The organism is Blautia sp. MSK20_18 (genome assembly GCF_020553125.1).
Classification (GTDB): Bacteria; Bacillota; Clostridia; order Lachnospirales; family Lachnospiraceae; genus Blautia_A; species Blautia_A fusiformis.
Window position 1 is genome coordinate 146077 of sequence record NZ_JAJCGR010000002.1, and the last position, 25483, is coordinate 171559.

21 protein-coding genes are annotated in these 25483 nt (G+C 46.1%); 8 read left to right on the forward strand and 13 right to left on the reverse strand.

Features of this window, described 5'->3' with window-relative positions; all coding sequences use genetic code 11:
• Positions 1-99 precede the first annotated feature (99 nt).
• Together LI091_RS02010 and LI091_RS02015 are read left to right on the forward strand one after the other, a co-directional pair.
• Complete coding sequence (locus tag LI091_RS02010; RefSeq protein WP_021977033.1) at positions 100-777, forward strand: response regulator transcription factor; 678 nt, start codon at positions 100-102, stop codon at positions 775-777.
• The gene (locus LI091_RS02015; RefSeq protein ID WP_186582429.1) at positions 774-1940 is read left to right on the forward strand and encodes a sensor histidine kinase; all 1167 of its coding nucleotides are present in this window, start codon (positions 774-776) and stop codon (positions 1938-1940) included. The genes LI091_RS02010 and LI091_RS02015 overlap by 4 nt, the downstream gene beginning before the upstream one ends.
• Before the next feature lie 439 nt (positions 1941-2379).
• Here LI091_RS02015 and LI091_RS02020 read toward each other — a convergent pair whose 3' ends face one another.
• The 4 genes from LI091_RS02020 to LI091_RS02035 all read right to left on the reverse strand — a co-directional run bounded on the left by LI091_RS02020 (position 2380) and on the right by LI091_RS02035 (position 6763).
• Positions 2380-3651, reverse strand: coding sequence for an MFS transporter (locus LI091_RS02020; protein WP_173739315.1), 1272 nt, complete (start codon positions 3649-3651; stop codon positions 2380-2382).
• A 441-nt stretch (positions 3652-4092) separates the two neighbouring features.
• Entirely contained in the window at positions 4093-5217 is a 1125-nt protein-coding gene (locus LI091_RS02025; protein ID WP_015527270.1) for a DUF362 domain-containing protein, read from the reverse strand.
• A 140-nt stretch (positions 5218-5357) separates the two neighbouring features.
• Positions 5358-5825 (reverse strand): DUF2284 domain-containing protein, encoded by a 468-nt coding sequence (locus LI091_RS02030; protein WP_015527271.1) that lies wholly within the window; start codon positions 5823-5825, stop codon positions 5358-5360.
• A gap of 65 nt (positions 5826-5890) precedes the next feature.
• Entirely contained in the window at positions 5891-6763 is an 873-nt protein-coding gene (locus LI091_RS02035) for a LysR family transcriptional regulator (RefSeq protein WP_015527272.1), read from the reverse strand.
• Between the two features lie 155 nt (positions 6764-6918).
• On the opposite strand from LI091_RS02035, the gene LI091_RS02040 reads away from it, so the two are divergent.
• From LI091_RS02040 to sdaAA, 3 genes are read left to right on the forward strand one after another with little or no spacing between them, the layout of a single operon-like run.
• Positions 6919-8139 (forward strand): dicarboxylate/amino acid:cation symporter, encoded by a 1221-nt coding sequence (locus LI091_RS02040; protein ID WP_021652178.1) that lies wholly within the window; start codon positions 6919-6921, stop codon positions 8137-8139.
• Positions 8140-8144: 5 nt separating this feature from the next.
• Positions 8145-8813: an L-serine ammonia-lyase, iron-sulfur-dependent subunit beta gene (gene sdaAB / locus LI091_RS02045; RefSeq protein WP_015527273.1), complete on the forward strand. Its 669-nt coding sequence runs from the start codon at positions 8145-8147 to the stop codon at positions 8811-8813.
• Between the two features lie 20 nt (positions 8814-8833).
• Positions 8834-9703, forward strand: coding sequence for an L-serine ammonia-lyase, iron-sulfur-dependent, subunit alpha (gene sdaAA / locus LI091_RS02050; RefSeq protein ID WP_015527274.1), 870 nt, complete (start codon positions 8834-8836; stop codon positions 9701-9703).
• Between the two features lie 569 nt (positions 9704-10272).
• Here the strand turns inward: sdaAA and LI091_RS02055 are convergent.
• The 3 genes from LI091_RS02055 to LI091_RS02065 form a co-directional block, all read right to left on the reverse strand.
• Entirely contained in the window at positions 10273-10632 is a 360-nt protein-coding gene (locus tag LI091_RS02055; protein ID WP_092068522.1) for a P-II family nitrogen regulator, read from the reverse strand.
• Between the two features lie 54 nt (positions 10633-10686).
• Entirely contained in the window at positions 10687-11925 is a 1239-nt protein-coding gene (locus LI091_RS02060; protein ID WP_265190759.1) for an ammonium transporter, read from the reverse strand.
• A gap of 234 nt (positions 11926-12159) precedes the next feature.
• The gene (locus LI091_RS02065; protein ID WP_265190733.1) at positions 12160-12885 is read right to left on the reverse strand and encodes a conjugal transfer protein TraX; all 726 of its coding nucleotides are present in this window, start codon (positions 12883-12885) and stop codon (positions 12160-12162) included.
• Positions 12886-13112: 227 nt separating this feature from the next.
• Here LI091_RS02065 and nudC point away from each other — a divergent pair, with 227 nt between their 5' ends.
• Positions 13113-13949, forward strand: coding sequence for an NAD(+) diphosphatase (gene nudC, locus LI091_RS02070; RefSeq protein WP_022426711.1), 837 nt, complete (start codon positions 13113-13115; stop codon positions 13947-13949).
• A 204-nt stretch (positions 13950-14153) separates the two neighbouring features.
• On the opposite strand, the gene glgP is transcribed toward nudC, so the two are convergent.
• Both glgP and LI091_RS02080 read right to left on the reverse strand, forming a co-directional pair.
• Complete coding sequence (gene glgP / locus LI091_RS02075; RefSeq protein ID WP_265190734.1) at positions 14154-16421, reverse strand: glycogen/starch/alpha-glucan family phosphorylase; 2268 nt, start codon at positions 16419-16421, stop codon at positions 14154-14156.
• A gap of 215 nt (positions 16422-16636) precedes the next feature.
• The gene (locus LI091_RS02080) at positions 16637-17554 is read right to left on the reverse strand and encodes an AraC family transcriptional regulator (protein ID WP_250789342.1); all 918 of its coding nucleotides are present in this window, start codon (positions 17552-17554) and stop codon (positions 16637-16639) included.
• Positions 17555-17839: 285 nt separating this feature from the next.
• Between LI091_RS02080 and LI091_RS02085 the strand changes: the two genes are divergently transcribed.
• The gene (locus tag LI091_RS02085) at positions 17840-19054 is read left to right on the forward strand and encodes an iron-containing alcohol dehydrogenase (protein WP_250789344.1); all 1215 of its coding nucleotides are present in this window, start codon (positions 17840-17842) and stop codon (positions 19052-19054) included.
• A gap of 70 nt (positions 19055-19124) precedes the next feature.
• Positions 19125-20504, forward strand: a complete 1380-nt coding sequence (locus LI091_RS02090) for an aldehyde dehydrogenase (protein ID WP_237971885.1) — start codon at positions 19125-19127, stop codon at positions 20502-20504.
• Positions 20505-20561: 57 nt separating this feature from the next.
• Here LI091_RS02090 and LI091_RS02095 read toward each other — a convergent pair whose 3' ends face one another.
• The 4 genes from LI091_RS02095 to LI091_RS02110 form a co-directional block, all read right to left on the reverse strand.
• Positions 20562-22655: a glycoside hydrolase family 3 C-terminal domain-containing protein gene (locus LI091_RS02095; RefSeq protein ID WP_265190736.1), complete on the reverse strand. Its 2094-nt coding sequence runs from the start codon at positions 22653-22655 to the stop codon at positions 20562-20564.
• A 185-nt stretch (positions 22656-22840) separates the two neighbouring features.
• Complete coding sequence (gene trpA, locus LI091_RS02100; RefSeq protein ID WP_059086055.1) at positions 22841-23614, reverse strand: tryptophan synthase subunit alpha; 774 nt, start codon at positions 23612-23614, stop codon at positions 22841-22843.
• Positions 23607-24791, reverse strand: coding sequence for a tryptophan synthase subunit beta (gene trpB, locus LI091_RS02105; RefSeq protein WP_015527286.1), 1185 nt, complete (start codon positions 24789-24791; stop codon positions 23607-23609). The genes trpA and trpB overlap by 8 nt, the downstream gene beginning before the upstream one ends.
• A gap of 1 nt (position 24792) precedes the next feature.
• A complete protein-coding gene (locus LI091_RS02110) occupies positions 24793-25440 on the reverse strand; it encodes a phosphoribosylanthranilate isomerase (RefSeq protein WP_021652161.1) in 648 nt (215 codons plus the stop codon).
• Positions 25441-25483 lie beyond the last annotated feature (43 nt).

A 25483-nucleotide genomic window follows, 5' to 3' on the forward strand; every position in this document is an offset into this window, starting at 1 on the left:
AATCTCTGTTAAGAAGTGAAAAAATTTACAGGAATTTTATGCTATACATGATATGATAGATAACAAAGCAAAATCAACTGTTTTTTAGGAGAATTTACTATGCATATATTGATAATCGAAGATGAAAAGCAGCTTTGCCAGTCTATTGCGGAGGGACTTCGCATGGATGGCTATGAAGCGGACACATGTTTTGACGGGGATGAAGGACTGGAATTATGTCTGGTGGAAAATTATGATCTCATCCTTCTTGATCTGAACCTTCCAGGCGTTGATGGTCTGGAAATCCTGCGCCAGTTTCGGGAATCCGATACTTCCACTCCCGTTTTGATCCTCTCTGCCAGAGGACAGATCCAGGACAAGGTTGAAGGGCTTGATCTCGGTGCCAATGACTATCTCACAAAGCCTTTTCATTTTGAAGAGCTGGAGGCACGGATCCGAAGTCTGACACGAAGAAAATTCATCCAGCAGGATGTATGTCTGCAATGCGGACGTATCAGCTTTGATACCCGTACAAGAAAGGCCAGTATCGATGGACTTCCTCTTTCTCTGACCCGAAAGGAAAGTTCTCTTCTGGAATATTTCCTTCTTCATCAGAACCGTATCATAAGCCCGGAAGAAATGATCGAGCATATCTGGGACGGAAGCGTCAACAGTTTCAGCAATTCCATTCGTGTCCACATTTCTTCTCTTCGAAAAAAGCTGCGCACGGCTCTCGGCTTTGATCCAATACAGAATAAGATCGGCCAGGGTTACATTTTAACGGAGGATATACAATGAAAAAAATAACCGGAAAGCTATCTCTTCAATGGCGTCTGACACTGATCACCGCACTGCTTATGACAGTCACCTGCATTCTGATGTATTTTTTTATCAGTCAGTCTGCAGTTGCCGGAATGGAGAATCTGGGAGATTACATGATACGGATCGATAACACAGACTCTGCTCCCATCACCTTTAATATGGATCCCTCCGTCTTATTTCCGGAGCTTTCCGATCAGCTGCAGCTAACAAAAAAACTGTTTCTCACCAAAGGACTCATGGTAACAGGGATCATCATCCTTCTCAGCAGCATCTGCACTTATTTTATCAGCCGTCAGGCATTACTTCCGCTTCGCAGACTCAGCCAGGAGGTAAACCAAATAGAGGTCCAGAACCTTTCAGAGGCTCTTGAAGTTCCTGCTACCAATGACGAAATTTCCCGCCTGACAATTTCATTTAACAAAATGCTCGCACGCCTGGATGAGGCCTTTACTGCCCAGAAGCAGTTTTCTGCCAATGCAGCCCATGAGCTGAGGACTCCTCTTGCCGTTATCCAGACAAATCTGGAGGTCTTTGCCCGCAGGGAAGCACCTGCTTTAAAAGATTATCAGGAGATTTTTGCCATGCTCCAGGAACAGACCGGGCGACTTTCCCATCTGGCTGAAATCCTCCTGGATATGACCGGTGTACAGACTGTTGAACGTTCCGAAAGGATCTCTCTGGCAGCACTGACGGATGAGGTTTTCTGCGACCTGGCTTCTGTAGCGGAACAGAAGGATGTTGAACTGATCCAGCAGGAGGGGGACTGCATTATTACCGGAAGCTATCTGCTGCTGTATCGCGCTGTGTACAATCTTGTGGAAAATGCGATCAAATACAATCACTCCGGTGGAAAAGTAACCGTAAATATCCATCTTTCCGAAGAAATAACAGATACATCCACGTCGGTCAATTATGTCTTTCTTGAAGTCTCCGACACCGGGATCGGCATTCCTCCCGAATATCAAGAAAAAATCTTCACCCCGTTTTTCCGTGTAGATAAATCAAGAAGCCGCGCTATGGGAGGTGCCGGCCTGGGGCTTGCACTTGTCAGTGAAATTGTCCGACAGCATAACGGACAGGTAAAAGTACTGGAAAGCAGCAAAAAAGGCAGCATGATTGCAATTATTCTGCCAGTCTGAACATGTTTGTATTACATTTACTTTATATGCTCATGAACGCAATCGCTTTGCGATCTGCGTTCAAATCCGAGTATATTTTCTCAACAATACTGTCTGTATCCATTTCGCAGGTAATAGCCTGTTCCCTGAGAACTGAAGAAAAATCTTTTTCTCTCCACCATCTGCGCATATCTTTTTCACCAAATTCTCTGTTTCTTGTATTATGTCGTCTCACGGTTTCTTCGAACGACAGATCAAAATAAACAGTCAAAAACAATATCTGATTTTCTCATCCTTTCGTTATCCTAGCAGAAATATCTGATTCCGGCAACTCAAAAAAAGCCTGGAAGAAATCAGCCACAGGCATTTTATTTCTTCCAGGTTTTTCTGTTTTCTGATTCTCAGTCAGCTGTCTTTGATCCGGCAGCTGATACAGCTCTGCATCCAGTTACATTCAGACTTATTCTGCCTGTGGTTTGCTTACCTGTGCTGTATCATTCTTTACTCCGGCAGATTTTTCGGCATGCTCTTTCACAAGATTCTGTCCAAGTAGAGTCAGGCATACAAATGCGATCACTGCAAAAACAGCTCCGATCCCAAATACCACGTTCATCTCATAACCTTTGCTACTCACCAGACCGGAGATCGCCGGTGCGCCAAAGGTTGCAAATACAATGCCGAACATGACAAATCCGTAATTCTCCCCGGTGTGCTTCATTCCGAAAATAGAGCTTGTCAGGGACGGGAAGCTTCCCATGATGCCGCCGTAGCAGCCGTACATCAGCACAACAGCAACCGTTACTGCTAGGGATCTTGATACAGCGAGAACTCCCATAGCGATCACTGCCACGATCAGCACTCCTTTGATGCAGACGATCCTTCCCACTTTATCTGCCAGTGTCGGAAGCACCAGTCTTGCTCCCGCATTGACAATGGATCCAAGCATAACGGCGCTGACTGCCACTGCAGACGGGATCCCAAGGTCGATCTGGTAGGTCTGGGATACCGGTGAAACCATAAAATAAGAAATCAGTCCAAAGAACATGGTCGCAAGAAGAAGATAAAAATTTCTTGTACGCATCATCTCTCCGGATGTATACTGCTTCATCTCCGATGTTCCGGACTTTGCCGCAGAGCCACCTGCGTTCACCAGACTCTTATCGGGTGCCTGAAAAAAGATGCCGCACAGAATCCAGGAAACTGCGATGGCTGCCCCAATGATCAGAAAGGTTTTCTGCACACCCTCTGCCTCCAGCAGCTTTCGACTCAGCGGCGCCAGGAAAAATCCGCAAAGTCCGTTGGCAGTTACCACAACACCGGAAGCAAATCCGGTACGGTCCGGGAACCATCTCTGTACCGTTGCCAGAATCACCGTGTAGATCATTCCCTGTCCAAATCCCTGCATCACTCCATAGGAGAGATACATAGGAAGCGGTGTGGAAACGATCAGAAATGCGGATGCCAGGATTCCTGCCGCAAAGGTCCCGCCTCCGATCCATACAATCGTCTTTTCCTTAAAGCGGTTCTGCATCCTTCCGCCTAAGATATTTCCGAATACAAAGGTGCTCAGTGCCAGATAAAAGCACATGGATGCCTGTCCCTGGCTCCAGCCTGCCTGCTCCATCACATAGGGCTGGTAAATAGACCATACATGGGGATATCCGGTAAAAAAGATTGCAAAAGCTCCGAATATCATAGTCAGCAGACGCTGTTTTTTCTGTATTCCTGTCATAATTTCCTCCTCTGAAAAAGATTTCAGGCCTGCTCTATATTCTCTGCTCACAGAATGCAGCCTGTTTCTGTCCACACGATCTGCACGTTTTCCTGCACATTAGCTCCGCTTATCTTTGATATTTTCGTATTTGCGTGCTTTTTCTCTTTGTTTGCGTGTTAAATGCGTGTTAATTATGTTGTGTGTATGTTATCACACGCAGTCTGATTATGCAATATAAATTTACAGCTTTTTCTGTTTTCTCGTTTTTGTCCAAATTTTCCTGTTATTTCTTTGTATATTATTCACAATGGCTGTGTTTCAAGCACGCATATGCACGCACATGTTTTTTATTTAAAAATACCGTCTTTATACGTTTTTTCATTTTATATTTCTTTATTTACGCAAGAAAGCACGCCATGTTGCAGGCGTGCTTTCGTGATTTTATATGATTTCTGTTTCTTATTTGATTATCTTCAGCTCATATTCCCTGGTTCCCAGGCCGATCTTTTCTGCCTGATCCAGGGTTGCCTTCCACTCAATATTCGGATTGGAATCCTTAAAGTGGTCATGGTGACAGTGCCATCCCGGCTCTGCCAGATGCTCTCCAAGCTGGCTGTTGGCGATCGGTGTTGCCTTCAGGCAGGCATCTGCACAGGCCTGATCCAGTGCAACCGGGTCAAAGCTTGCGAACATTCCGATATCCGGAAGGATCGGCGCATCATTTTCACCATGGCAGTCACAGTTAGGGCTGATATCCTGTACCAGTGCAATATGGAAATGGGGACGTCCGTGACAGACAGCCTGTGCATACTCTGCCATCTTGCGATCAAGAAGCTCGTTTGCACTGCTATTCGGATTGTATACGGCATCATAGCTGCAGGCCCCGATACAGCGGCCACAGCCTTTGCATTTATCGTAATCGATAACTGCTTTCTTGTTTACATATGTAATCGCATCACTTCCGCACTCTTTCGCACAACGGCGGCAACCACGACAGACATCTTCATGGATAGCCGGCTTTCCGCTGGCATGCTGCTGCATTTTTCCGGCACGGCTTCCGCATCCCATACCGATATTCTTCAGAGCACCGCCAAAGCCGGTTGTCTCATGTCCCTTGAAATGGCTGAGACTGATAAAAATATCTGCGTCCATGATAGCATGTCCGATCAGGGCAGTTTTGCAGTATTCTCCGTTTACTACCGGAACTTCTACTTCATCGGTTCCTCGAACTCCGTCACCGATGATGATCTGACATCCGGTTGTGATCGTGTTAAATCCGTTAAGATTTGCACAGTCCAGATGCTCCAGTGCATTCTTTCTGCTTCCCGGATAAAGAGTATTACAATCTGTCAGGAACGGCATTCCGCCCTGCTCCTTACAAAGATCTGCGACTACCTTTGCATAGTTCGGACGAAGGAATGCCATATTTCCAAGCTCTCCGAAATGCATCTTGATGGCTACGAATTTTCCATCCATATCGATATCTTTGATTCCTGCGGCAACACAGAGTTTTTTCAGTTTGTCCAGCTGGCTGGTTCCCACCGGACAACGAAAATCAGTGAAATAAACTGTTGATTTTTCCATTCTGGTTTTTCTCCTGCTGATTCTTTTTATGTAATTACATTTATTTAAACTCTACACGTTTTTTCTGTTTCTGTCAACGGATACTCGCATTTGTAAAACTCCATCTATTTCTCCCATATTCCTTTACAAAATCCTTCATCTTACCCATGGAAAAGAACCTGGGAAAAATAACGGATCATTCCGTCGCTGGTCCAGCATAGCATTCCTGCAGCGTCTGCCATTTTCTGTGCATCCACACAGTAAGCGGACATGCAGGAATTATGTTTATAAGGTCCCGCACTCATGATCAGAAGATCAGTTATTCCCTCTTCTTTCATCTTCTCTGCCAGCTGTTCTGTCAGTTTGTTATGAGCAAGTTTTGCCTTTTTGTAGTCCATAAGGCCATCCTGCATTGTCTGGAGTATCAGCGTTTTTTCGTATTTCAGCGCATGCTCTTTCATCTCCTCTACAGTGCCGCTCTGTGGTGGACATGCCGGGTTTTTATCATAATTCCCGCAAAGATTGTCCTCGCAGAAAACCCGGTATTCCGGCACAAATACAAGCTGATCGGTACTTATGACCGCTGCGTCGGAAAAACCAAGAGCTTTTGCTTCTTCAATAAGATTCATTTTTTTTTCTCCTGTGTTTTTCTTTTATAGTGCCACATTTTATTTGTTTTTACAAGCTCTGACTTTCACTCTGCCGCCAGACGGATAAACTCCTCCATCTCTCTCGTCTTAAACTTATTTTTATGGTAAAAGATCTGCCGGTACATGGATATCTCCACATCTTCCACATGTAAAAGGGCAATTCTTCCTTTCCGGATATCCCGCTCCACAGCCAGATAGGGAAGAAAGGAAAGTCCGTGGTTCTTTTCCAGCATGCGGATGATAAAAGCGGTATCGCTGATCTCCAGTACCGGTGACAGGGCCTGCTTCTTAAGCGCCAGCTGCTGATCCAGGGCCTGCCGATAATTGGCATTCTTTTCCGTGAGAAAAAAAGGCTCTTCCAGAATATCCTCCATCTTCAGCGTCTTTCCCGCAAACTCCGAATCTGCAGAGGCCACAAATACTACCGGCTCCGCCTTCTCCATGACCTTCACCCAGTTCTGGTCCCACCTTGGGGTATCCAGTATATAAATAAGATCCAGCCCGTTATGCTCCATCATCCGTATCAGCTGCTCCGGTGTATCAATAGTCACCTGCATATTTACTTTCGGGTGAAACTCACGAAATTTGCTGAGAACAGCCGGAAGCTTTGCTGTGCAGAGAGATTCAATAGTCCCGATATGTAATGGATTTTTCAGTTCCGCATCGTCATTCATTGACTTTTTTGCTTTATTTACATCATATAAGATCCGGCTTGCATGCCCCATAAACTCTTTTCCGGACGGAGTAAGCACCACACGCTTTCCGGTTCTGTCAAAAAGTCTTGTTTCCAGCTCATTTTCCAGAAGCCGGATCTGGACAGTGATCGCTGACTGGGTGTATCCCAGAACCTCTGCTGCCCTGGAAAAGCTCTGAAGCTGTGCTACATGTACAAACGTCTCCAACTGACGGATTTCCATGATTTTCTCCCTTTTACTATGAAATTTTTTCATCGTGATGATGAAATCTGTGAATTTGCCTTATTTTTATGTCAATGTTACAATACAATCACGAGGACGTCAATCGTATTTTTGTGCAAAATGAATAAATTCATACTTAGGAGGAAAGAATCCAAATGGAAAAGAAAAAAATCAAGATCGGACTTGTACCGAAGCTGATCATTGCCATCATCGTAGGTATCCTGTTCGGTCAGTTCCTTCCGGAAGGCTTCTGTCGCTTTGTTGTAACCCTTTCCGGATTTTTCAGTACCTTTCTGAAATTCGTCATCCCGCTGATGATCCTTGCCTATGTGACCATGGGTATTGCGGATCTTTCACAGGGTGCAGGGAAGCTTCTCCTGATCACAGTGGCTCTGGCTTATGGCTCCACTCTGATCGCAGGTTCCGCATCCTATCTGGTATCATCCAGCCTGTTCCCGCACTTTATGAGTGAAGGTGCACTGGATCAGATCGCAGCTACCGCAGACGCATCCCTGACACCATTTTTCTCTATCACACTGGAGCCGGTCATGGATACTCTTTCTGCTGTTGCCCTTGCCTTTGTCATGGGACTGTGCCTCTCTTCCATGCGTGGAAAAGAAATGGGAAACAGCCTTTATAACGGAATGAGTGACTTTTCCAAGATCATTGACAAGGTCCTTCATACCATTATCATCCCGCTGCTTCCGCTTTACATCTGCGGAACCTTCACAGATATGACTATTTCCGGAAAAACCTTTGCCATCTTAAGCATCCTCTGGAAGGTATTCCTTGTTGTTATCATCATGCACCTGATCTGCATTACGATCCAGTTTGTGATCGCAGGTACTGTCAGCAAAAAGAATCCTTTCACTCTGATCAAAAATCAGATCCCGGGATACACAACTGCTCTGGGAACCCAGTCTTCCGCAGCTACCATCCCGGTCAATCTGGAATGTGCCAAAAAGGACGGCGTGTGCGAGCAGATCCGCAACTTCGTAGTACCGCTCTGTGCAAACATCCACATGGCCGGTTCCATGATCACCATCACAGCCTGTGCTACTGCAGTCTGCCTTATGAACCAGCTGCCCATCAGTCTTGGGATCATCGTTCCGTTCATCATGACTCTCGGTGTTGCCATGGTTGCATCTCCCGGTGCTCCCGGTGGTTCCATCATGACTGCCCTTCCATTCCTTTACATGGTATTCGGAGCGGAAGCCGGGGATCCGGACGGTGCCATCTGTGCTATCATGGTTGCCCTTTACATTACCCAGGATTCCTTCGGAACTGCCTGCAATGTATCCGGTGACAACGCCATCGGCGTGATCGTTGACACCATTTATAAGAAATTTATTGCAAAAACACCACAGGAGAATTAAGCAAAATGTCTTTTATCAGTGTATTTGACGTTATGGGTCCCAACATGATCGGTCCTTCCAGTTCTCATACCGCAGGGGCTGCACGCATTGCTTTCCTTGCCCAGAAGATGATCACGCCGCCCCTGAAAAAAGTAGAATTCATCCTTTATGGTTCCTTCGCCAGAACATACAAGGGACACGGTACAGACCGTGCCCTCCTTGGCGGGATCATGGGCTTTTCCACAGATGACATGCGTATACGGAATTCTTTTGATATTGCCAGGGAACAGGGGATCGACTTTTCCTTTACTCCAAATGAAGCAGAAACCGATGTCCATCCCAACACTGTAGATATCCATATGGTCAATGAACAGGGACAGGAAATGACAGTCCGGGGGGAATCGCTGGGCGGCGGCAAGGTCCGCATTGTGGAGATCAACCACGTGAAAGTGGATTTCACCGGCGAATACAGTGCCATCATCGTGATCCATCAGGATACTCCCGGTGTTGTGGCCTACATCACCAGATGCTTAAGTGAACGTAACATTAACATTGCCTTCATGCGCCTCTTCCGTGAATCCAAAGGAACCACAGCCTATACGATCGTGGAATCCGATGGTCATCTCCCGGAAGATATCGTAGAAAGCATTCACCGGAACACCAACATCCATGATGTCATGGTTGTTCAGATGTAGGGAAAAGGAGGATGTGTTTTATGGATTTCAAAAATGCCAAGGAACTTCTTGCTCTCTGCCAGGAAAAAAAGCTTCCGATTTCCGAAGTAATGCGCCAGCGTGAGATCCTTCTCGGTGAAACCACTGCTGAAATCGTGGACCAGCGCATGGATCGTGTTCTGGAGATCATGAAGGATGCTGCTTTTTCCCCCATCAAAGATCCGGTGATATCTATGGGCGGACTGATCGGCGGTGAAGCCCGAAAGCTCTGCGAATTTCATGACCTGGGAAAAAGCCTGTGCGGAAATGTTCTCGGAAAGGGGATCACCTACGCTATGGCAACCCTTGAGACCAACGCTTCCATGGGACTTATCGTTGCCTCTCCTACTGCCGGCAGTGCCGGGATCGTTCCCGGAATGATGCTTGCTCTTCAGGAGGTCTACGGCTTTTCCGATAAAAAAATCCGCCAGGCACTATTTAATGCAGGCGCGATCGGCTATCTTGCCATGCGTAATGCAACAGTTGCCGGTGCTGTTGGCGGATGTCAGGCTGAGGTCGGAATCGCTTCTGCAATGGCTGCTTCCGCTGCTGTGGAGCTTCTTGGCGGCACTCCGCTGCAGTGTACCTATGCGGCTTCCACCGTTCTTATGAATATGCTCGGTCTTGTATGTGACCCGGTAGGCGGCCTGGTGGAATATCCCTGCCAGAACCGTAATGCAGCTGGTGTTTCCAATGCCCTAATCGCAGCGGAAATGTCACTGGCCGGTATCCCCCAGTTCATCCCGCTGGATGAGATGATCGATGCCATGTATACTGTGGGCAAAAAACTTCCTGCAGAGCTTCGTGAAACTGCTCTCGGCGGTTGTGCAGCCACACCGTCCGCCTGTGAAAAGTGTCATCTTTGCAGTTGAAATGCAACTATGGCAGAGAAAAAGCAGTTGGATATCTTATGCCCCATTTGTTGCACAGCTCTATATTGAATAATAACTTCATAGTTTGCTCAGTCAGATAATAAAACGGAGAATTCCTTAAATTTTTCTTTCGGGAATTCTCCGTTTTCTTTTGGGCATGCGGACATTTTACAGCCCTGCTGTTTTTTCTGCTGCCAGCTTCTGATTTTCTGGTTCTATTGGCTCCGGACCTCTGTTCTGACTTCTGAGCCGGAGCATCCTTTTTGGGATTCTCCTTCTCCTGCTCTTCTTGGTCCTGCTCGAATCCATCTTTAATGGATTTCTGTTTTTTTCTTATTTATTTCTTTGATTTCTTTTTTGTCATGTCTGCCTTATCTATTATTTTTAGTTTTCGTGTACATCTTATATATTATACTGGCCACATGCTATTTTTCATCAAATCAACGTAAAACTATTGTTAAATCTGTGGTAAAAAAGTCCTCCGAAAAATCTCAAGATCATATCTCCTGATATCCCTGTGATTTCCTGAAAGACTCTTTCACACATAATTTACATATTAATAAAACAATTTACAGAAATTCCGACTGCAGCGCATCGTATCCGGTCTCACCTGTACGGATACGAACAGCGTTACGGATCTCGTAGCTGAATATCTTACCATCGCCCGGATCACCGGTGAATGCTGCTTTCTGAATGGCATCAATAACTTTAATCTCCCAGTCTTCTGATGATACTACAATCTCAAACTTGATCTTCGGTTTCAGAAATACATCGATCTTGGAACCACGGACATATTCTGTATAGCCGCGCTGTGTTCCGCAGCCCATGATCTGGGTTACTGTAAAACCGTTAACCTGGATCTCATTTAACGCTGCTTTGACATCTTCCATTTTTTCTTCTCTTACGATTGCTTCTATTTTAATCAACATACTATAATCTCCTCTTTAACACCATCATTCACATTAACAGGAAATGGACTCTTATCAGTCAAATCCATTAAATGACGGATATGCATTCTCTCCATGCTGGGACGCATCCAGACCAACCATCTCTTCCTTCGGATCTACACGAAGCGGTGTAAAGATCCGCACGATCCCGATACAGATCAGCGTTCCCACAATAGCAACCGCAATGGTGATCACAATACTCAATACCTGCGCCAGGAACAGACGGTGATCTCCAAACACAAGGCCATCCCATTTTGCAACCGAGTTAATGGAAGTTTTTCCGAAGAGACCTGTTGCGATTCCTCCCCAGATACCACCGATACCATGGCATCCAAAAGCATCTAGGGCATCATCGATCTTCAGCTTCTGTTTCAGAAGGATCACAGTAAAGTAACAGATCGGGCTTACCAGGATCCCAATGATAAAGGATGCCCATACCGGTACGAAACCAGCTCCCGGTGTAATGGCTACCAGTCCGATAACAAGACCTGTGGATGCACCAACCAGTGTCGGTTTTCCCTCACGGATCACCTCGATCAGCATCCAGGTCAGCAGTGCGCAGGCAGAAGAAATACTGCTGGTCATAAAGGCATGTGCCGCAAGGCCATCTGCCTTCAGCGCACTTCCTGCATTAAAGCCGAACCATCCAAACCACAGCATAGCTGCTCCGAGAAATACAAATGGGATATTGTGTGTGCGATAGGTTGCTTTTGCATAGCCTCGTCTCTGTCCAAGATAAATGGCAAGAACCAGTGCACTGACACCGGAACTGATATGTACCACATTTCCTCCTGCAAAGTCCACAGAGCCAATGGCTGCCAGAAATCCACCGTCTCCCCAGACCATATGTGCCATTGGATAATACACGATCAAAGACCAGATCGCAATAAAGAAAAACAGTGCCTTAAAACGCATCCTTCCAACCACGGCACCGGTGATCAGTGCTGGTGTGATCATAGCAAACATCATCTGGAACGCCACAAATACCAGATGCGGGATCGTATCCGCATAAGGTCCCGGCTCCCAGCCTACACCATTCAGCGCAAACCAGCGAAAATCTCCGATGATCCCGCCATGATTTCCTCCAAATGCCAGCGAATATCCAAGCAATGTCCACATAACTACGGACAGTCCCATGATCGCCCCACAGGCCATCATGGTATTTACCACATTTTTCCTGCGGACCAGTCCTCCGTAGAAAAACGCAAGCCCAGGTGTCATAAAGAACACAAAGGCTGTACAGATCAGCATAAAGCCGGTATCTCCTGCATTCATCATTCATTTCCTCCTCGATTCCCTCAATTATTCTGCAACGCAAAAAGCGCCTGGAAACTCAATTTCCAGACGCCTTTGTCATGTCAGTTAGCATAGCAGATAATTTGTGGGTTTTCAAGAGTTTTTTCGCTATTTTTCTGTTTTCTTACAGAATTACTATGTTTTATGTGGATATGAAATTTATTTTCGGCAATCTATCCGGTTATAAATATTGGAGAGATTTTATTTTATCTCTTACTGTACTATAACACGGACTATGCTCAGGATCAGCAGATGTGCCGGATAAAAGATATAGAAAAACCACTTGGAAAACTTCGGTGCTTTTTCGGATTTTTTGCCATTATAGAAGCACAGGATGATGATTCCTGATGCTACGATCCCTGCTGCCGAAAGCAGAGCATGGATCATTGCCGGTCCGGCTGCCATTTTTTCCACGTAGGAGCTGTAGTTAAACAGCACAAAAAGGGCAGCACCGACTCCGAACGCTGTTATCAGCCTCTTCCTGTTCCCCCAGCTCTCATGGAACCAGATGGTAAAAACCGGTGCCAGGATCGCCCAGTCCGAACAAACGGATAGTAAAAGGAGCAGGATCAGAAGTGGAATTCTCCATTTACTTGCCATCATCTTTTCCTGAACAACCAGGATCATAAAGCAGATAAACAGAGTAAAGATCATATTCAGCTGTGAATTTCCAAAGGCTATCATATAGGGAACCTGGGAGATTCCGGCAAAGATCAGAAGCCTTTCACCGTATTTTCTCCGGGAATGTGTATAGTAAAAACCTTCCACAAGAAAATAGCACATGGTAATGGCTGTGAAGTAGCCAATGTCTATAAACACTTCCCACAGGATCGTGTTTTCCGGCAGAAGCACGTTGGCGATATGATTCAGAAGCATGGTAAAAATTGCCAGATATTTAATGGCATCCCGGGTCAGTCCCGGCTTTTCTGTTGTTGGCATGATCTTCTCCTTCTGTGCAGAAAAATTTTCAGATCTTTCACATCTTCTGCACAATATAATACATTTATCTTACACTGATTTTCTGACTCATACAACTTTTTTTGTTATTGCTGGAGTTGCCTTTTTCTTAAGGTAAGCTTATACTGTAGAAAGCGTGCTGTATTTTATATGGCAAAACTTCTCAGCAAACACTGTAAAACAATAAATTCGGAAAGGAATTATCGATCATGATCCAGGATATCGCACCACATACCTATCACAATGAGTACAAACCTGTGGCCCCGGATAAAGAAAGCCACATCCTCGCCTATGAAGAAGGAAAGATCCTTATGAAAAAAGATGGCGAGACTATGACTCTTCCAAGCTTTGGAGAGCTGGAAGGAAAAGTTGAAAACCTATATGAGAATTATATCTATCTCTTCTCCATTGACGAAGAGCATTTTTATCTGATCCCGGATCTTGACACCAGTCTCCTTCCTGGTTATCAGTTTGAGATCACAAGAGTTCTCCGCACAGCGGAGCCACAGTATCTGGCTTTCGCAGGAATCACCGGATATCAGCTCTTTCAGTGGTACAGCAAGCGCCGTTTCTGCGGCTGCTGCGGCAAACCGATGGTACATGATAAACATGAGCGCAAGATGATCTGCCCTGCCTGTGGAAACGGTGAATATCCGGTGCTTTCTCCGGCTGTGATCGTAGGCGTTACCAACGGCGACAAGCTGATCCTCTCCAAATATGAGGGCCGAAATCACACCCGCTACGCCATGATCGCAGGTTTTGCCGAGATTGGTGAGACCATCGAGGAGACTGTCCACCGTGAAGTTATGGAAGAGATCGGCGTAAAGGTCAAAAATCTCCGCTACTACAAGAGCCAGCCATGGTCCTTCTCCGGAACACTTCTGTTTGGCTTCTACTGTGATCTGGATGGCGACGACACTCTGACTGTAGACCACGATGAGCTTTCCATGGCCTCCTGGTTCAACCGGGAAGACATTCCGGATGAAGGAGATAATATCAGCCTTACCAAGGAGATGATGATGGCATTTAAGCATGGAAAAGCCTGAAGTATCGCTTGCCTGATTCCGTAAACAATTTTTCGTAACCAATTTCACAAAAAACACCGGCCATTCATCTGTACCATGTCCTGTCCAAGCTGCCAAATCATCTCTGACATCTCAGCCTCAGTACATATTCCGATGAATGCCGGTGTTTTTATTTTCTATTTTTCTATTTTTCTTCCGAGCCGGAGCAATCTGCCTAAAACCGTTTTATTTCTCCGGTGTCAGATGCCAGATATCTCTGTTGTATTCTTCGATGGTTCTGTCTGATGAGAAGTATCCTGCTTTTCCGATATTTACAAGCATTTTCTCTGCCCATGCGGTTCTGTCCTCATAATCGGACAACGCCTGATCCTTCACCTTCGCATAATCCTCGAAGTCAAGAAGAGTCATGAACCAGTCTTTGCTTACGATCTCATGATGCAGTCTTCTTAAATGCTCCTCACTTCCAATAGAAAGAAGCTCGTTTCCTACGATAAAGTCTACTGCACGACGGATGCGCTCGTCTTTCTCATAAAAATCTCTGGAGCAGTAGTCCGCCTTTTCATAGTGTTCGATAACCTGCTCACTGGACTCTCCGAAGATATAGATATTATCCTTGCCTACCAGCTGGCTGATCTCCACATTTGCACCATCCATGGTTCCCAGTGTTACAGCACCGTTGAGCATGAACTTCATGTTTCCTGTTCCGCTGGCCTCCTTGGAAGCAAGAGAGATCTGCTCGGAGATATCGCAGGCAGGGATCAGCTTCTCTGCTGCACTTACGTTGTAGTTTTCCACCATAACAACTTTCATGTACGGGGAAACCTCCGGATCATTGTTGATAAGCTCCTGTAAGCAGAGAAGCAGGTGGATAATATCCTTTGCGATAACGTATGCAGGAGCTGCCTTTGCACCGAAGATAAAGGTTACCGGGCGCTGCGGCTTCTCGCCTGCTTTGATCTTCAGGTAACGGTCAATGATGTAAAGTGCGTTCAGCTGCTGACGTTTGTACTCATGAAGACGTTTGATCTGGATATCATAAACACTGTGTGTGTTGATCTCTTCACCTGTGTTGGCTTTGATAAACTCCGCACATCTCTTCTTTGCATCCTGCTTGATCTTAAGGATATTTGCAAGAACGTCCTGATTTCCCTTGAAGCCAAGCATCTTGTCAAGCTCAAAGGAATCCTTGCGGAAGCCGTCACCGATCATAGATGTAATGTACTCTGTCAGCGGATGGTTGCAGTGAAGGAGCCATCTGCGGAAGGTAATTCCGTTTGTCTTGTTATTGAATTTCTCCGGATAGATCTCATAGAACTGATGAAGCTCTGTCTCCTTCAGGATATCGGTATGAAGGGATGCAACACCGTTGATGGAAAATCCGTAGTGGATGTCCATATGTGCCATGTGTACCAGGTCGTTCTTGTCGATGATGGCAAGATTTTCCTGCGGATATTTTGCTTTGATACGCTCGTCCAGCTTGCGGATGATCGGCATCAGATGCGGAACAACCTCCTCAAGATAGGAGATCGGCCATTTCTCAAGTGCCTCTGCAAGAATGGTATGGTTGGTATAAGCGCATACATGAGATACGATCTCGCATGCCTCCTCGAACTCGATCCCACGCTCCGTGAGGAGACGGATAAGCTCCGGAATTACCATACTCGGATGTGTATCGTTGATCTGGATCACTGCGTAATCGGCAAGGTCATGAAGATTGCAGCCTTTTGCTGTTGCCTCATCCAGGATCAGCTGTGCCGCATTGCTTACCATGAAGTACTGCTGATAAATACGAAGCTTTCTTCCTGCATCATCGCTGTCATCCGGATAAAGGAACAGTGTCAGGTTGTGGAGCAGATCCCTCTTATCAAAGGAGATTCCCTCACCTACAATGCTCTCATCTGCAATATCAATATCAAAAAGGCGAAGCTTGATCGCTTTGTTCTCATAGCCTGCAACATCAATATCATACAGTGTGGATTTCAGCATAAAGCCCTTAAATGGGACATAATAGGAAACGCCTGCATCTGTAAGCCAGCTCTCCGGCTGGATCCACGGATTCGGTGTCTCAAACTGAAGATGATCCTTAAACTCCTGTTTGAAAAGTCCGAGGTGATAATTAAGTCCGATTCCTTCTCCCGGAAGTCCCAGAGTTGCAATGGAATCCAGGAAGCATGCTGCCAGACGGCCAAGTCCGCCGTTTCCGAGAGATGGCTCCGGCTCGATCTCCTCGATCATGGAAAGCTCTTTTCCGTTTTCTTTGAGATATTTCGCAACTTCATCATAAACGCCCAGATTGATCAGGTTGTTGGAAAGAAGCTTACCGATAAGGAACTCTGCGGAAATATAATAAATTTTCTTTTTTCCATCCTGGTAGCCGCGGCCCTTCAGCTGATCCTTTGTCCAGGAGAGAAGTCCGTGATAGATTTCCTCATTTGTACAATCTTTTACATTTTTGTTATATTTGTCTTCAAATACTTTGCTTAATGTTTCCATTTTGATCTCCTTTCATGGATCTTGATGGGATGAAATATGTTTTTACAAGGTTGTTTGCTTTGTTTTTGATGATATTAGGATATCACGCATTTCTTTTCAAAAATATAACAATCCTGTCATGATATGCAAGATATTTGTCAGACTGTTTTTCACTTTTTACGGTAGCTCTGCATAAAAACGTAACCGATACATATGCGGTTGCTTCGGGAGCTTTCTCAGATCTGTCTCATACGCTTCCTGTACTTATGCGGTGAAACCTTATTGGACTGCTGAAATTTCTTTATAAAATAACTTGTACTGTTAAATCCCACCTGCATGGCGATCTCCGTCACAGGTGCATCGGAATGCGTAAGAAGATACTTCGCCTTCTCCATACGGAAGTCATTGATGTATTCCACCAGGGTTTTTCCCGTATACTGGCGGAAAAGCTTCATAAAATAATACTCACTGTAATTGGAAAGTCCGGAAAGCTCTGAAACGGTAAGATTCTCCTGGTAGTGAAGGCTGATATGATCCAGCACTTCCTTTACTGCTGCAAGGCTCTTGTTCTGCTCTGTGCTTACCGGGATAATATAATGCTTCGTCAGCATCTCATAAAAGAAATCAAAGAACAGCATTTTCAGCTTCACATAAAAATATGGCTTCTTCTCCGTATGACAGTCATGGATCTCCAGAAAAATTTCCCGTAGCTTCTCATATCCGGAATCTCCTTCTTCTATATGATGGCAGAATTCTGCCTTGTTTTCTATTAATGGTGATACCACACATTCCTGGCAGATATCTCCCGGCTGACCTGCAAGGAAGCCCAGGCTGAAAACCACACTCTTATAATAAAGAGGCTTCTTAAGATCCGTGCGCATACTATGGAGAACTCCGCAGTTCACGATCAGGAGATCCCCCTTTTTCAGGCGGATGCTCTCCCGGTTCAGTCTGGCAAAGCCACTGCCTTTTTCAATATACATGATCTCCATCTCACTGTGCCAGTGGTCATACAGTGCATGAAAAATCTCACAGTTCGCCATATAGGTTTCCACCGGCAGTTCAAAGGAACCGTGAGGGCTTAATTCTTTTAAATTATCATCCACTTCGGATACGTGAAGAGGATTTTTTTCGGATGTGTCTGTTTCTGGCATGATTTCCTCCGTGATCAATATCTATCCTGCGAACATTTGCCTTACGCTGGATATACAATCCTTGCATAATGATTCTGTTTGACTCCCTTAGTGTAAAGGATATTTACAACCATGACAATATTATATTTTCCTGTTTTCTTTTTTATGACGTTACGGTTACTCTGTTCTCAGCAACACGCTTCGCGATGCACTTCCATAAACGGCAACCTTGACTTTTCCCCTTCCAACTGCTATATATAATATTTAGAATAAAATAATTTGACTTTAAAAGGAACGAAAACTACCATGAATCCATTAAAAAAAGCTTACTGCCGGGTTTTCCAGAATGTCTTTAAATTCGCCCTTCCACTGCTTCCTTACCGCAATCCGAAGATCATCGGAAGCGTCAAAGGTATTCCGGAAGTTCTGGAAAAAAGAAACTATAACAATGTACTCATCATCACAGATGCAGGGATCCGAAGCCTTGGCCTTACAGAAAGACTGGAGCAGACACTGAAGCGAAGCTGCATCTCTTACCACATCTATGACAAAACCGTTGCCAATCCAACAACCGTCAATGTGGACGAAGCCCTTCACATGTATCTGGACAATGACTGCCAGGCGATCATCGGCTTCGGCGGAGGTTCCAGTATGGACTGTGCAAAAGCCACAGCAGCCCGCATTGCCAAGCCACACCAGTCTCTTGCTCAGATGAAGGGAATCCTGAAGATCCACAAAAAGCTTCCTCTTCTCATCGCCATCCCCACGACTGCAGGAACAGGAAGTGAAACAACACTTGCTGCTGTCATTACCGATGCAGAAACACGGCACAAATATGCCATCAACGATTTTCCGCTGATCCCACGCTACGCAGTCCTTGACCCGAAAGTGACTTTAAGCCTTCCGCCGTTTATCACAGCTACCACCGGCATGGATGCCCTGACTCACGCAGTGGAAGCCTACATTGGAAATTCCACTACACCTGGCACAAGAAAAAATGCCCTGGATGCGGTCAGACTGATCTTTGAAAATCTGGATACCGCCTACACAGACGGCAATAATATTGAAGCAAGACGAAATATGCTCCGCGCCTCCTATTTCGCAGGCTGTGCCTTCACCAAATCCTACGTTGGATATGTCCACGCAATTGCACATTCCCTCGGCGGAAAATATAATGTTCCACATGGGCTTGCCAATGCAGTGATCCTTCCTATGGTACTGGAAACATACGGAGATTCCATCACTCACAAACTTCGCAACCTTGCCGTAACTGCCGGTCTCTGCGATAAACATGAGGACGATAAAACTGCTGCCCGGATGTTTATTGATGCAATAAAAGATATGAAAAAACGCTATGACATCGGAGACTATATTCCGGAAATCCAGGAAACAGACATCCCGGAGCTTGCCCATTACGCAGATAAAGAAGCCAATCCTCTGTACCCGGTTCCTGTACTGATGGATGCCGGCGAACTTGAAACACTGTATTACAGACTGATGCCTCCGGCAGGCAATTGCTAAAACAGCCATTGGCATAGAAAGATTTTTTCGATATTTCGAATACAGTTTTTTCAGAAAGGACTACAATTCCATGGAAAAAGAACAGATCAACCAGCTTTTAGATAAACAGCGCCAGTACTTCTACTCCGGCGCAACTCTTGACCTTGATTTTCGCATCAGCGCCCTGAAACGTCTCCGCGCTTCCATCCGGAAACACGAAGATCAGATCCACGCCGCGCTGAAAAAGGATCTGGGAAAAAGTAATTTCGAAAGCTATATGTGTGAGACCGGACTGGTGCTCTCCGAGATCACACATATGCTAAAAAATATCCGCTCCTACACAAAAGAACAGACCGTTCCAACTCCACTGGCACAGTTCCATTCCCACAGTTTCCGCAAACCATCCCCCTACGGTGTGGTTCTCATTATGAGTCCGTGGAACTATCCGTTTCTTCTCACCATAGAACCACTGGTAGACGCCATTGCAGCCGGAAACACAGTCATCCTGAAACCAAGTGCCTACTCACCGGCAACAAGCGAAGTGATCCGTCTTCTCATCCATGAATGTTTCGATGAAAAATACGTTGCAACTGTCACAGGCGGACGTGCGGAAAACACACATCTTCTCAGTCTGCACTTTGATTACATCTTCTTCACGGGAAGCCAGTCTGTGGGAAAAGAGGTCATGAGAAAGGCTTCCGAACACCTCACACCAGTCACTCTGGAGCTGGGTGGAAAAAGCCCCTGCATCGTGGACAAAACAGCCAATCTCCGCCTTGCGGCAAAACGTATCGTATTCGGCAAGTTCCTGAACTGTGGCCAGACTTGCGTGGCTCCGGACTACATCTACTGTGATCCGGAGATCAAAGAAGCCCTGGTCGCAGAGCTTCGCAGACAGATCACACGCCAGTATGGAAAAGAACCACTGAAGAACCGGAATTATGGAAAGATCATCAACGAAAAGCATTTCGACCGTATCAACAGTCTGATCGATCCTGCCAAAACTGTCTGCGGCGGTGGTTCCAACCGTGAAACACTTCAGATCGAGCCGACAGTTCTTGATAACGTAACCTTCGAAGATCCGGTCATGCAGCAGGAAATCTTCGGTCCGGTACTTCCGGTCCTCACCTATGACTCTCTCGGAGGTGCCGTAGCAAAGATCAATTCCATGGCACATCCGCTGGCTCTTTATATCTTCACCGAAGATGAAAAAAATGCCCGGGAAGTTACTTCCCGATGTGGTTTCGGCGGTGGCTGTATCAACGATGTCCTCATACATCTGGCAACCAGCAATATGGGCTTCGGCGGCTTTGGTGAAAGCGGCATGGGATCCTATCATGGCATCGACGGCTTCCGGACATTCTCTCATTATAAGAGTATTGTAGATAAAAAGACCTGGATTGATCTTCCTATGCGGTATCAGAAATATCGGAAGATTTATGAGAAAATGGTACGGTTGTTTATGCGTTAGATATAAAGGGAGGGCGCTACCTGATGCATCGCCCTCCTGTTACTTTAGATTTTCTTATTATTTTTCCCAGATGATCTTTACCGGCATGATTCCGGTCAGTTCTTTGCTTTTTTCATCCGGCTGGCTGCAGCCTGCATAAATTTCAAATTTCTTTCCTTCTTCCATCCGTTTTCCTGTTTCATCTACTACAGTGAATGCTTTTTCCCATATTGGGATTTCTATTTTCCGGCATTCTCCCGCCTTCAGGAATACCCGCTGAAAACCGGCCAGCATCGGATTGGGAATGGCATTTTTGCTGTCGATATTTTTTACATAGATCTGAACAACATCCTCTGTATCATATGCGCCGTTATTCTGCACTTCTACCTCCACGTTTATCTTCTGTCCACATGTTTTGACCTCTGCTTTATCTACTGCCACCTTACTGTACGTCAGACCATATCCAAAAGGAAACTGTGCTTTTCGTTCCATATAGCGATATGTTCTGCCTTTCATGGAATAATCGGTAAAATCCGGAAGTTCTTCCAGGCTTTCATAAAATGTCACCGGAAGTTTTCCTGATGGCGAGATTTCTCCAAACAGTACCTTTGCCGCTGCCTTCCCGCCCTGGCATCCAGGGTACCACAGCATCATGACGGCATCAAATTTCTCTGCCGCATATTTCAGATTAAGGTCACTTCCTGCCAGCAGACAGAATACTGCCGGTTTTCCTGTGTCTGCGATTGCTTCCATCAGTTCTCGCTGTACTCCGGGAAGTTCAATATCTTCTTTATCTCCCGATACATAGCTGTTTCCGGTGTCTCCCTCTTCTCCTTCCAGTGTCTCATCCAGTCCCATACATAAGATCACCACATCGCTGTTTTCCGCAACCACCTTTGCTTCCGCAATACGATCTCTGGTAAACGCAAGGTGCTCCGTCCGGTCTCGGAACAGATCACAGCCTCTGGAAGTAAGGATCCTTACATCGTCTCCCACATAATCCTGGATGCCTTCCTGTATGGTAATATACCTGGAAGCTGTCCCGTGATAATTGCCGATCAGCGCCTGTCTGCTGTCCGCATTTGGTCCGATGATCCCTATTGTTTTCAGTTTTTCTTTATCAAGCGGAAGAATCCCGTTATTTTTCAGCAGAACAAAGCTTTTTTCCGCTGCTTTCTCCGCTGCATCCAGATGCCTGGGAGATTCTACCTCAAGATAGGAGATATGGTCATATTCGCTTCCATCAAACAACCCCAGCAGATACCTTGTGGTAAAAAGCCGCACTGCTGCCCGGGTTATGGTTTCTTCTGTGACAAGCCCCTTTTCGTATGCCTTCATAATGTGAAGATAGGTATTTCCACAATTCAGGTCACAGCCATTATTAATCGCCAGTGCTGCAGATTCAACGGCTGTATCCGTTACCATATGGTGTTCATGAAAATCACGGATCGCCCAGCAGTCTGATACAAAATGCCCCTGAAATTTCCATTCGCCTCTGAGTTTTTTCTGTAATGTGGGACTTCCGCAGCAGGGTTCCCCATTTGTCCGGTTATAAGCTCCCATAACCGCTTCTACTTTCGCTTCTTTTACCAGACCTTCGAATGCCGGCAGATACGTTTCTTCCATATCTTTTGCGGATGCTTCCGCATCAAATTCATGACGGAGTGCCTCCGGCCCGGAATGTACTGCAAAATGTTTGGCACAGGCTGCTGCCTTCATTGTATCCCCATTTCCCTGAAGTGCTTTTACAAAGGAAACTCCCAGTTCTTTTGTAAGATACGGATCTTCCCCATAAGTTTCATGGCCTCTACCCCATCGTGGATCACGGAAAATATTGACATTAGGAGACCAGAACGTCAATCCCTTATAAATATCTCTGTCACCGTTTACGGAATATGCATTATACTTTGCTCTGCCCTCTGTTGCCACGATACCGGCCATCTCTGCCACACTTTTCCGGTCAAAAGCTGCCGCCATTCCGATCGCCTGTGGAAAAACCGTTGCCTGCCCTGCTCTGGCAACACCGTGAAGTCCCTCATTCCACCAGTTATACGCCGGAATTCCCAATCTTTTTATTGCAGGTGCATCGTACCTTAACTGACTGGCTTTTTCCTCCAGAGTCATCCTGGCAACCAGCGCTTCTGCTTTCTTCTTTGCTTCTTCCCGATTCATCCCCAATTTCCTCCTCACCTTTTTTTATATCATCTATCATTTGGTCTCTGACTGTCAAGTAGATATTTCCTGCAATTTTTCCGGCCTCTGTTCAGAGCAGAAAAAAATTCTGCTTTACCCTTTCTTTGGGATAAAGCAGATTTTTATTACACTTTGTGATCTGTGTTGCGATTTCAGCCGGGAACTTATCTGATCGCATCCTTCATCTCTTTCACATAAGCCTTCACCTTCGGCACGCAGTCTTTGCCGTAGGCACCACAGAGCTTCACGATCGCAGATCCTACAATGGCACCGTCTGACTGATCTGCCATTTTTTTTGCCTGCTCCGGTGTGGAGATTCCGAATCCTACTGCACATGGAATGTCTTTCTGGGCTTTTACTAATTTCACCATAGCTCCGATATCTGTGGTAATGCTGGTACGCATTCCTGTTACACCAAGGGAAGATACGCAGTAAACAAAGCCTTCCGCCTCTTTTGCGATCATGGCGATCCGCTCATGGGAGGTCGGTGCGATCAGGGAGATCAGGTCAAGGCCGTACTGTTTGCACACAACATCAAACTCTTCTTTTTCCTCAAAAGGAACATCCGGAAGGATCAGTCCATCCATTCCAACTTCCGCTGCTTTCTTGATAAAACGCTCTGTTCCGTAAGAAAATACTACGTTTGCGTAGGTCATGAATACCATTGGGATTTTTGTATTTTTACGGATTTTTTCTACCATTGCAAAAACTTTATCTGTAGTCACACCGCCTGCAAGTGCCCGGACATTGGCTTCCTGGATTACAGGTCCCTCTGCGGTAGGATCTGAGAACGGGATCCCAAGCTCGATCAGATCTGCTCCTGCTTCTTCCATTGCATAAACCAGCTGCTCTGTTACCTCCAGAGACGGATCTCCGCAGGTTAAAAAAGGAATAAATGCTTTTCCGTTTGCAAATGCTTCTGTAATTCTCTTATTCATGAATATCCTCCCCTCTGTAGCGGGCAATTGCCGCACAGTCCTTATCTCCACGTCCTGAAATGGTAACTACCATGATCTTGTCCTTTCCAAGTGTCGGTGCGATCTTTTTCGCATAGGCCACTGCGTGGGCACTTTCGATCGCAGGAATGATTCCTTCTGTTCTGGAAAGATATTCAAAAGCCTCTACTGCTTCGTCATCTGTAACAGGAACGTACTCTGCTCTTCCGATATCATAAAGGTGTGCATGCTCCGGACCTACACCCGGATAATCAAGACCTGCGGAGATGGAGTATACCGGTGCGATCTGTCCGTATTCATCCTGGCAGAAGTAAGATTTCATACCATGGAAGATTCCGAGACGACCGGTTGCGATGGTTGCCGCAGTCTCCGCAGTATTCACGCCACGTCCTGCTGCCTCACAGCCGATGAGACGAACGTCTTTGTCCTCAATGAAATTGTAGAAAGTTCCGATAGCATTGGAGCCGCCGCCCACACAGGCCAGGACAACATCCGGAAGTCTGCCCTCTTTTTCCAGCATCTGCTCTTTGATCTCCTTGGAGATCACGGCCTGGAAATCACGTACGATGGTCGGGAACGGGTGCGGGCCCATAACAGATCCCAGTACATAATGGGTATCTGCAATACGGTTTGTCCACTCACGCATGGTCTCGGAAACGGCATCCTTTAAGGTTGCGGTTCCGCTTGTGACTGCATGGACTTTTGCTCCGAGAAGACGCATTTTGTAAACATTCAGTGCCTGACGTTCCGTGTCTTCTTTTCCCATGAATACCTCACATTCCATTCCCATCAGTGCTGCTGCGGTTGCAGTTGCAACACCGTGCTGGCCGGCTCCTGTCTCTGCGATGACACGGGTCTTGCCCATTTTTTTTGCCAGGAGCACCTGACCAAGTACGTTGTTGATCTTGTGGGCTCCTGTGTGGTTTAAGTCTTCTCTTTTCAGATAGATCTTGGCTCCGCCAAGGTCCTCGGTCATATGTGCCGCATAGTAAAGACGGGATGGTCTTCCTGCGTATTCATTGAGAAGCTCTGTGAGCTCACGGTTGAATTCCGGATCGTTTTTGTAATGGTTGTATGCTTCCTCAAGCTCCAGAACGGCGTTCATCAGTGTTTCCGGGATGTACTGTCCGCCATGGATGCCGAATCTTCCTTTTGACATGTTATATTTCCTCCTTTATGTTCCTTACTGCGTATACTGCTTCTAATATTTTATCCGGGTCTTTGTGACCGTCGGTTTCTACACTGCTGCTTAAATCTACTGCCCAGGGGTGAAGCAGATGTATGGCCGATTCCAGATTTTCACAGCCCAGACCTCCTGCCAGAAACCAGGGACGTTTGATCGCCGGTACCAGACTCCAGTCGAAAGTTTCTCCTGTTCCTCCTGCGCCCTGATCCAGCAGAATATAGTCTGCTTCCGAACGGATCGCTTTCTTTATATCTGCTTCTGTTTTTATGGAAAAAGCCTTTATCAGAAGCTGGTCTGTCATGGTCTTAAGCTGTCTGATATAATTCTCGTCCTCCTGGCCGTGAAGCTGTGCCAGTGCGATGGTTCCCTCGTTTAAAAGCTGTGCGGGAAGCTCCACCGGTGCATTGACGAATACGCCTACCGGCAAAATGCTATCATCCAGTTCTTCCCGGAGAGCCTTCAATTGCTCCACGGTGACGTTTCTTCTGCTTTTTGGGAATTCTACAATGAATCCTGCAAAGTCCGGTTTAGCCTGGTTCACTGCCTGGATATCTTCCGGGCGGGTCAGGCCGCAGATCTTGATCCTGGTTCTGCTCCCATGTTTCAACGGTTGTTCTCTCATATTCAGCCAATCCTGCCCTTTCTGTCTGCCCCTGCCCCTTCCT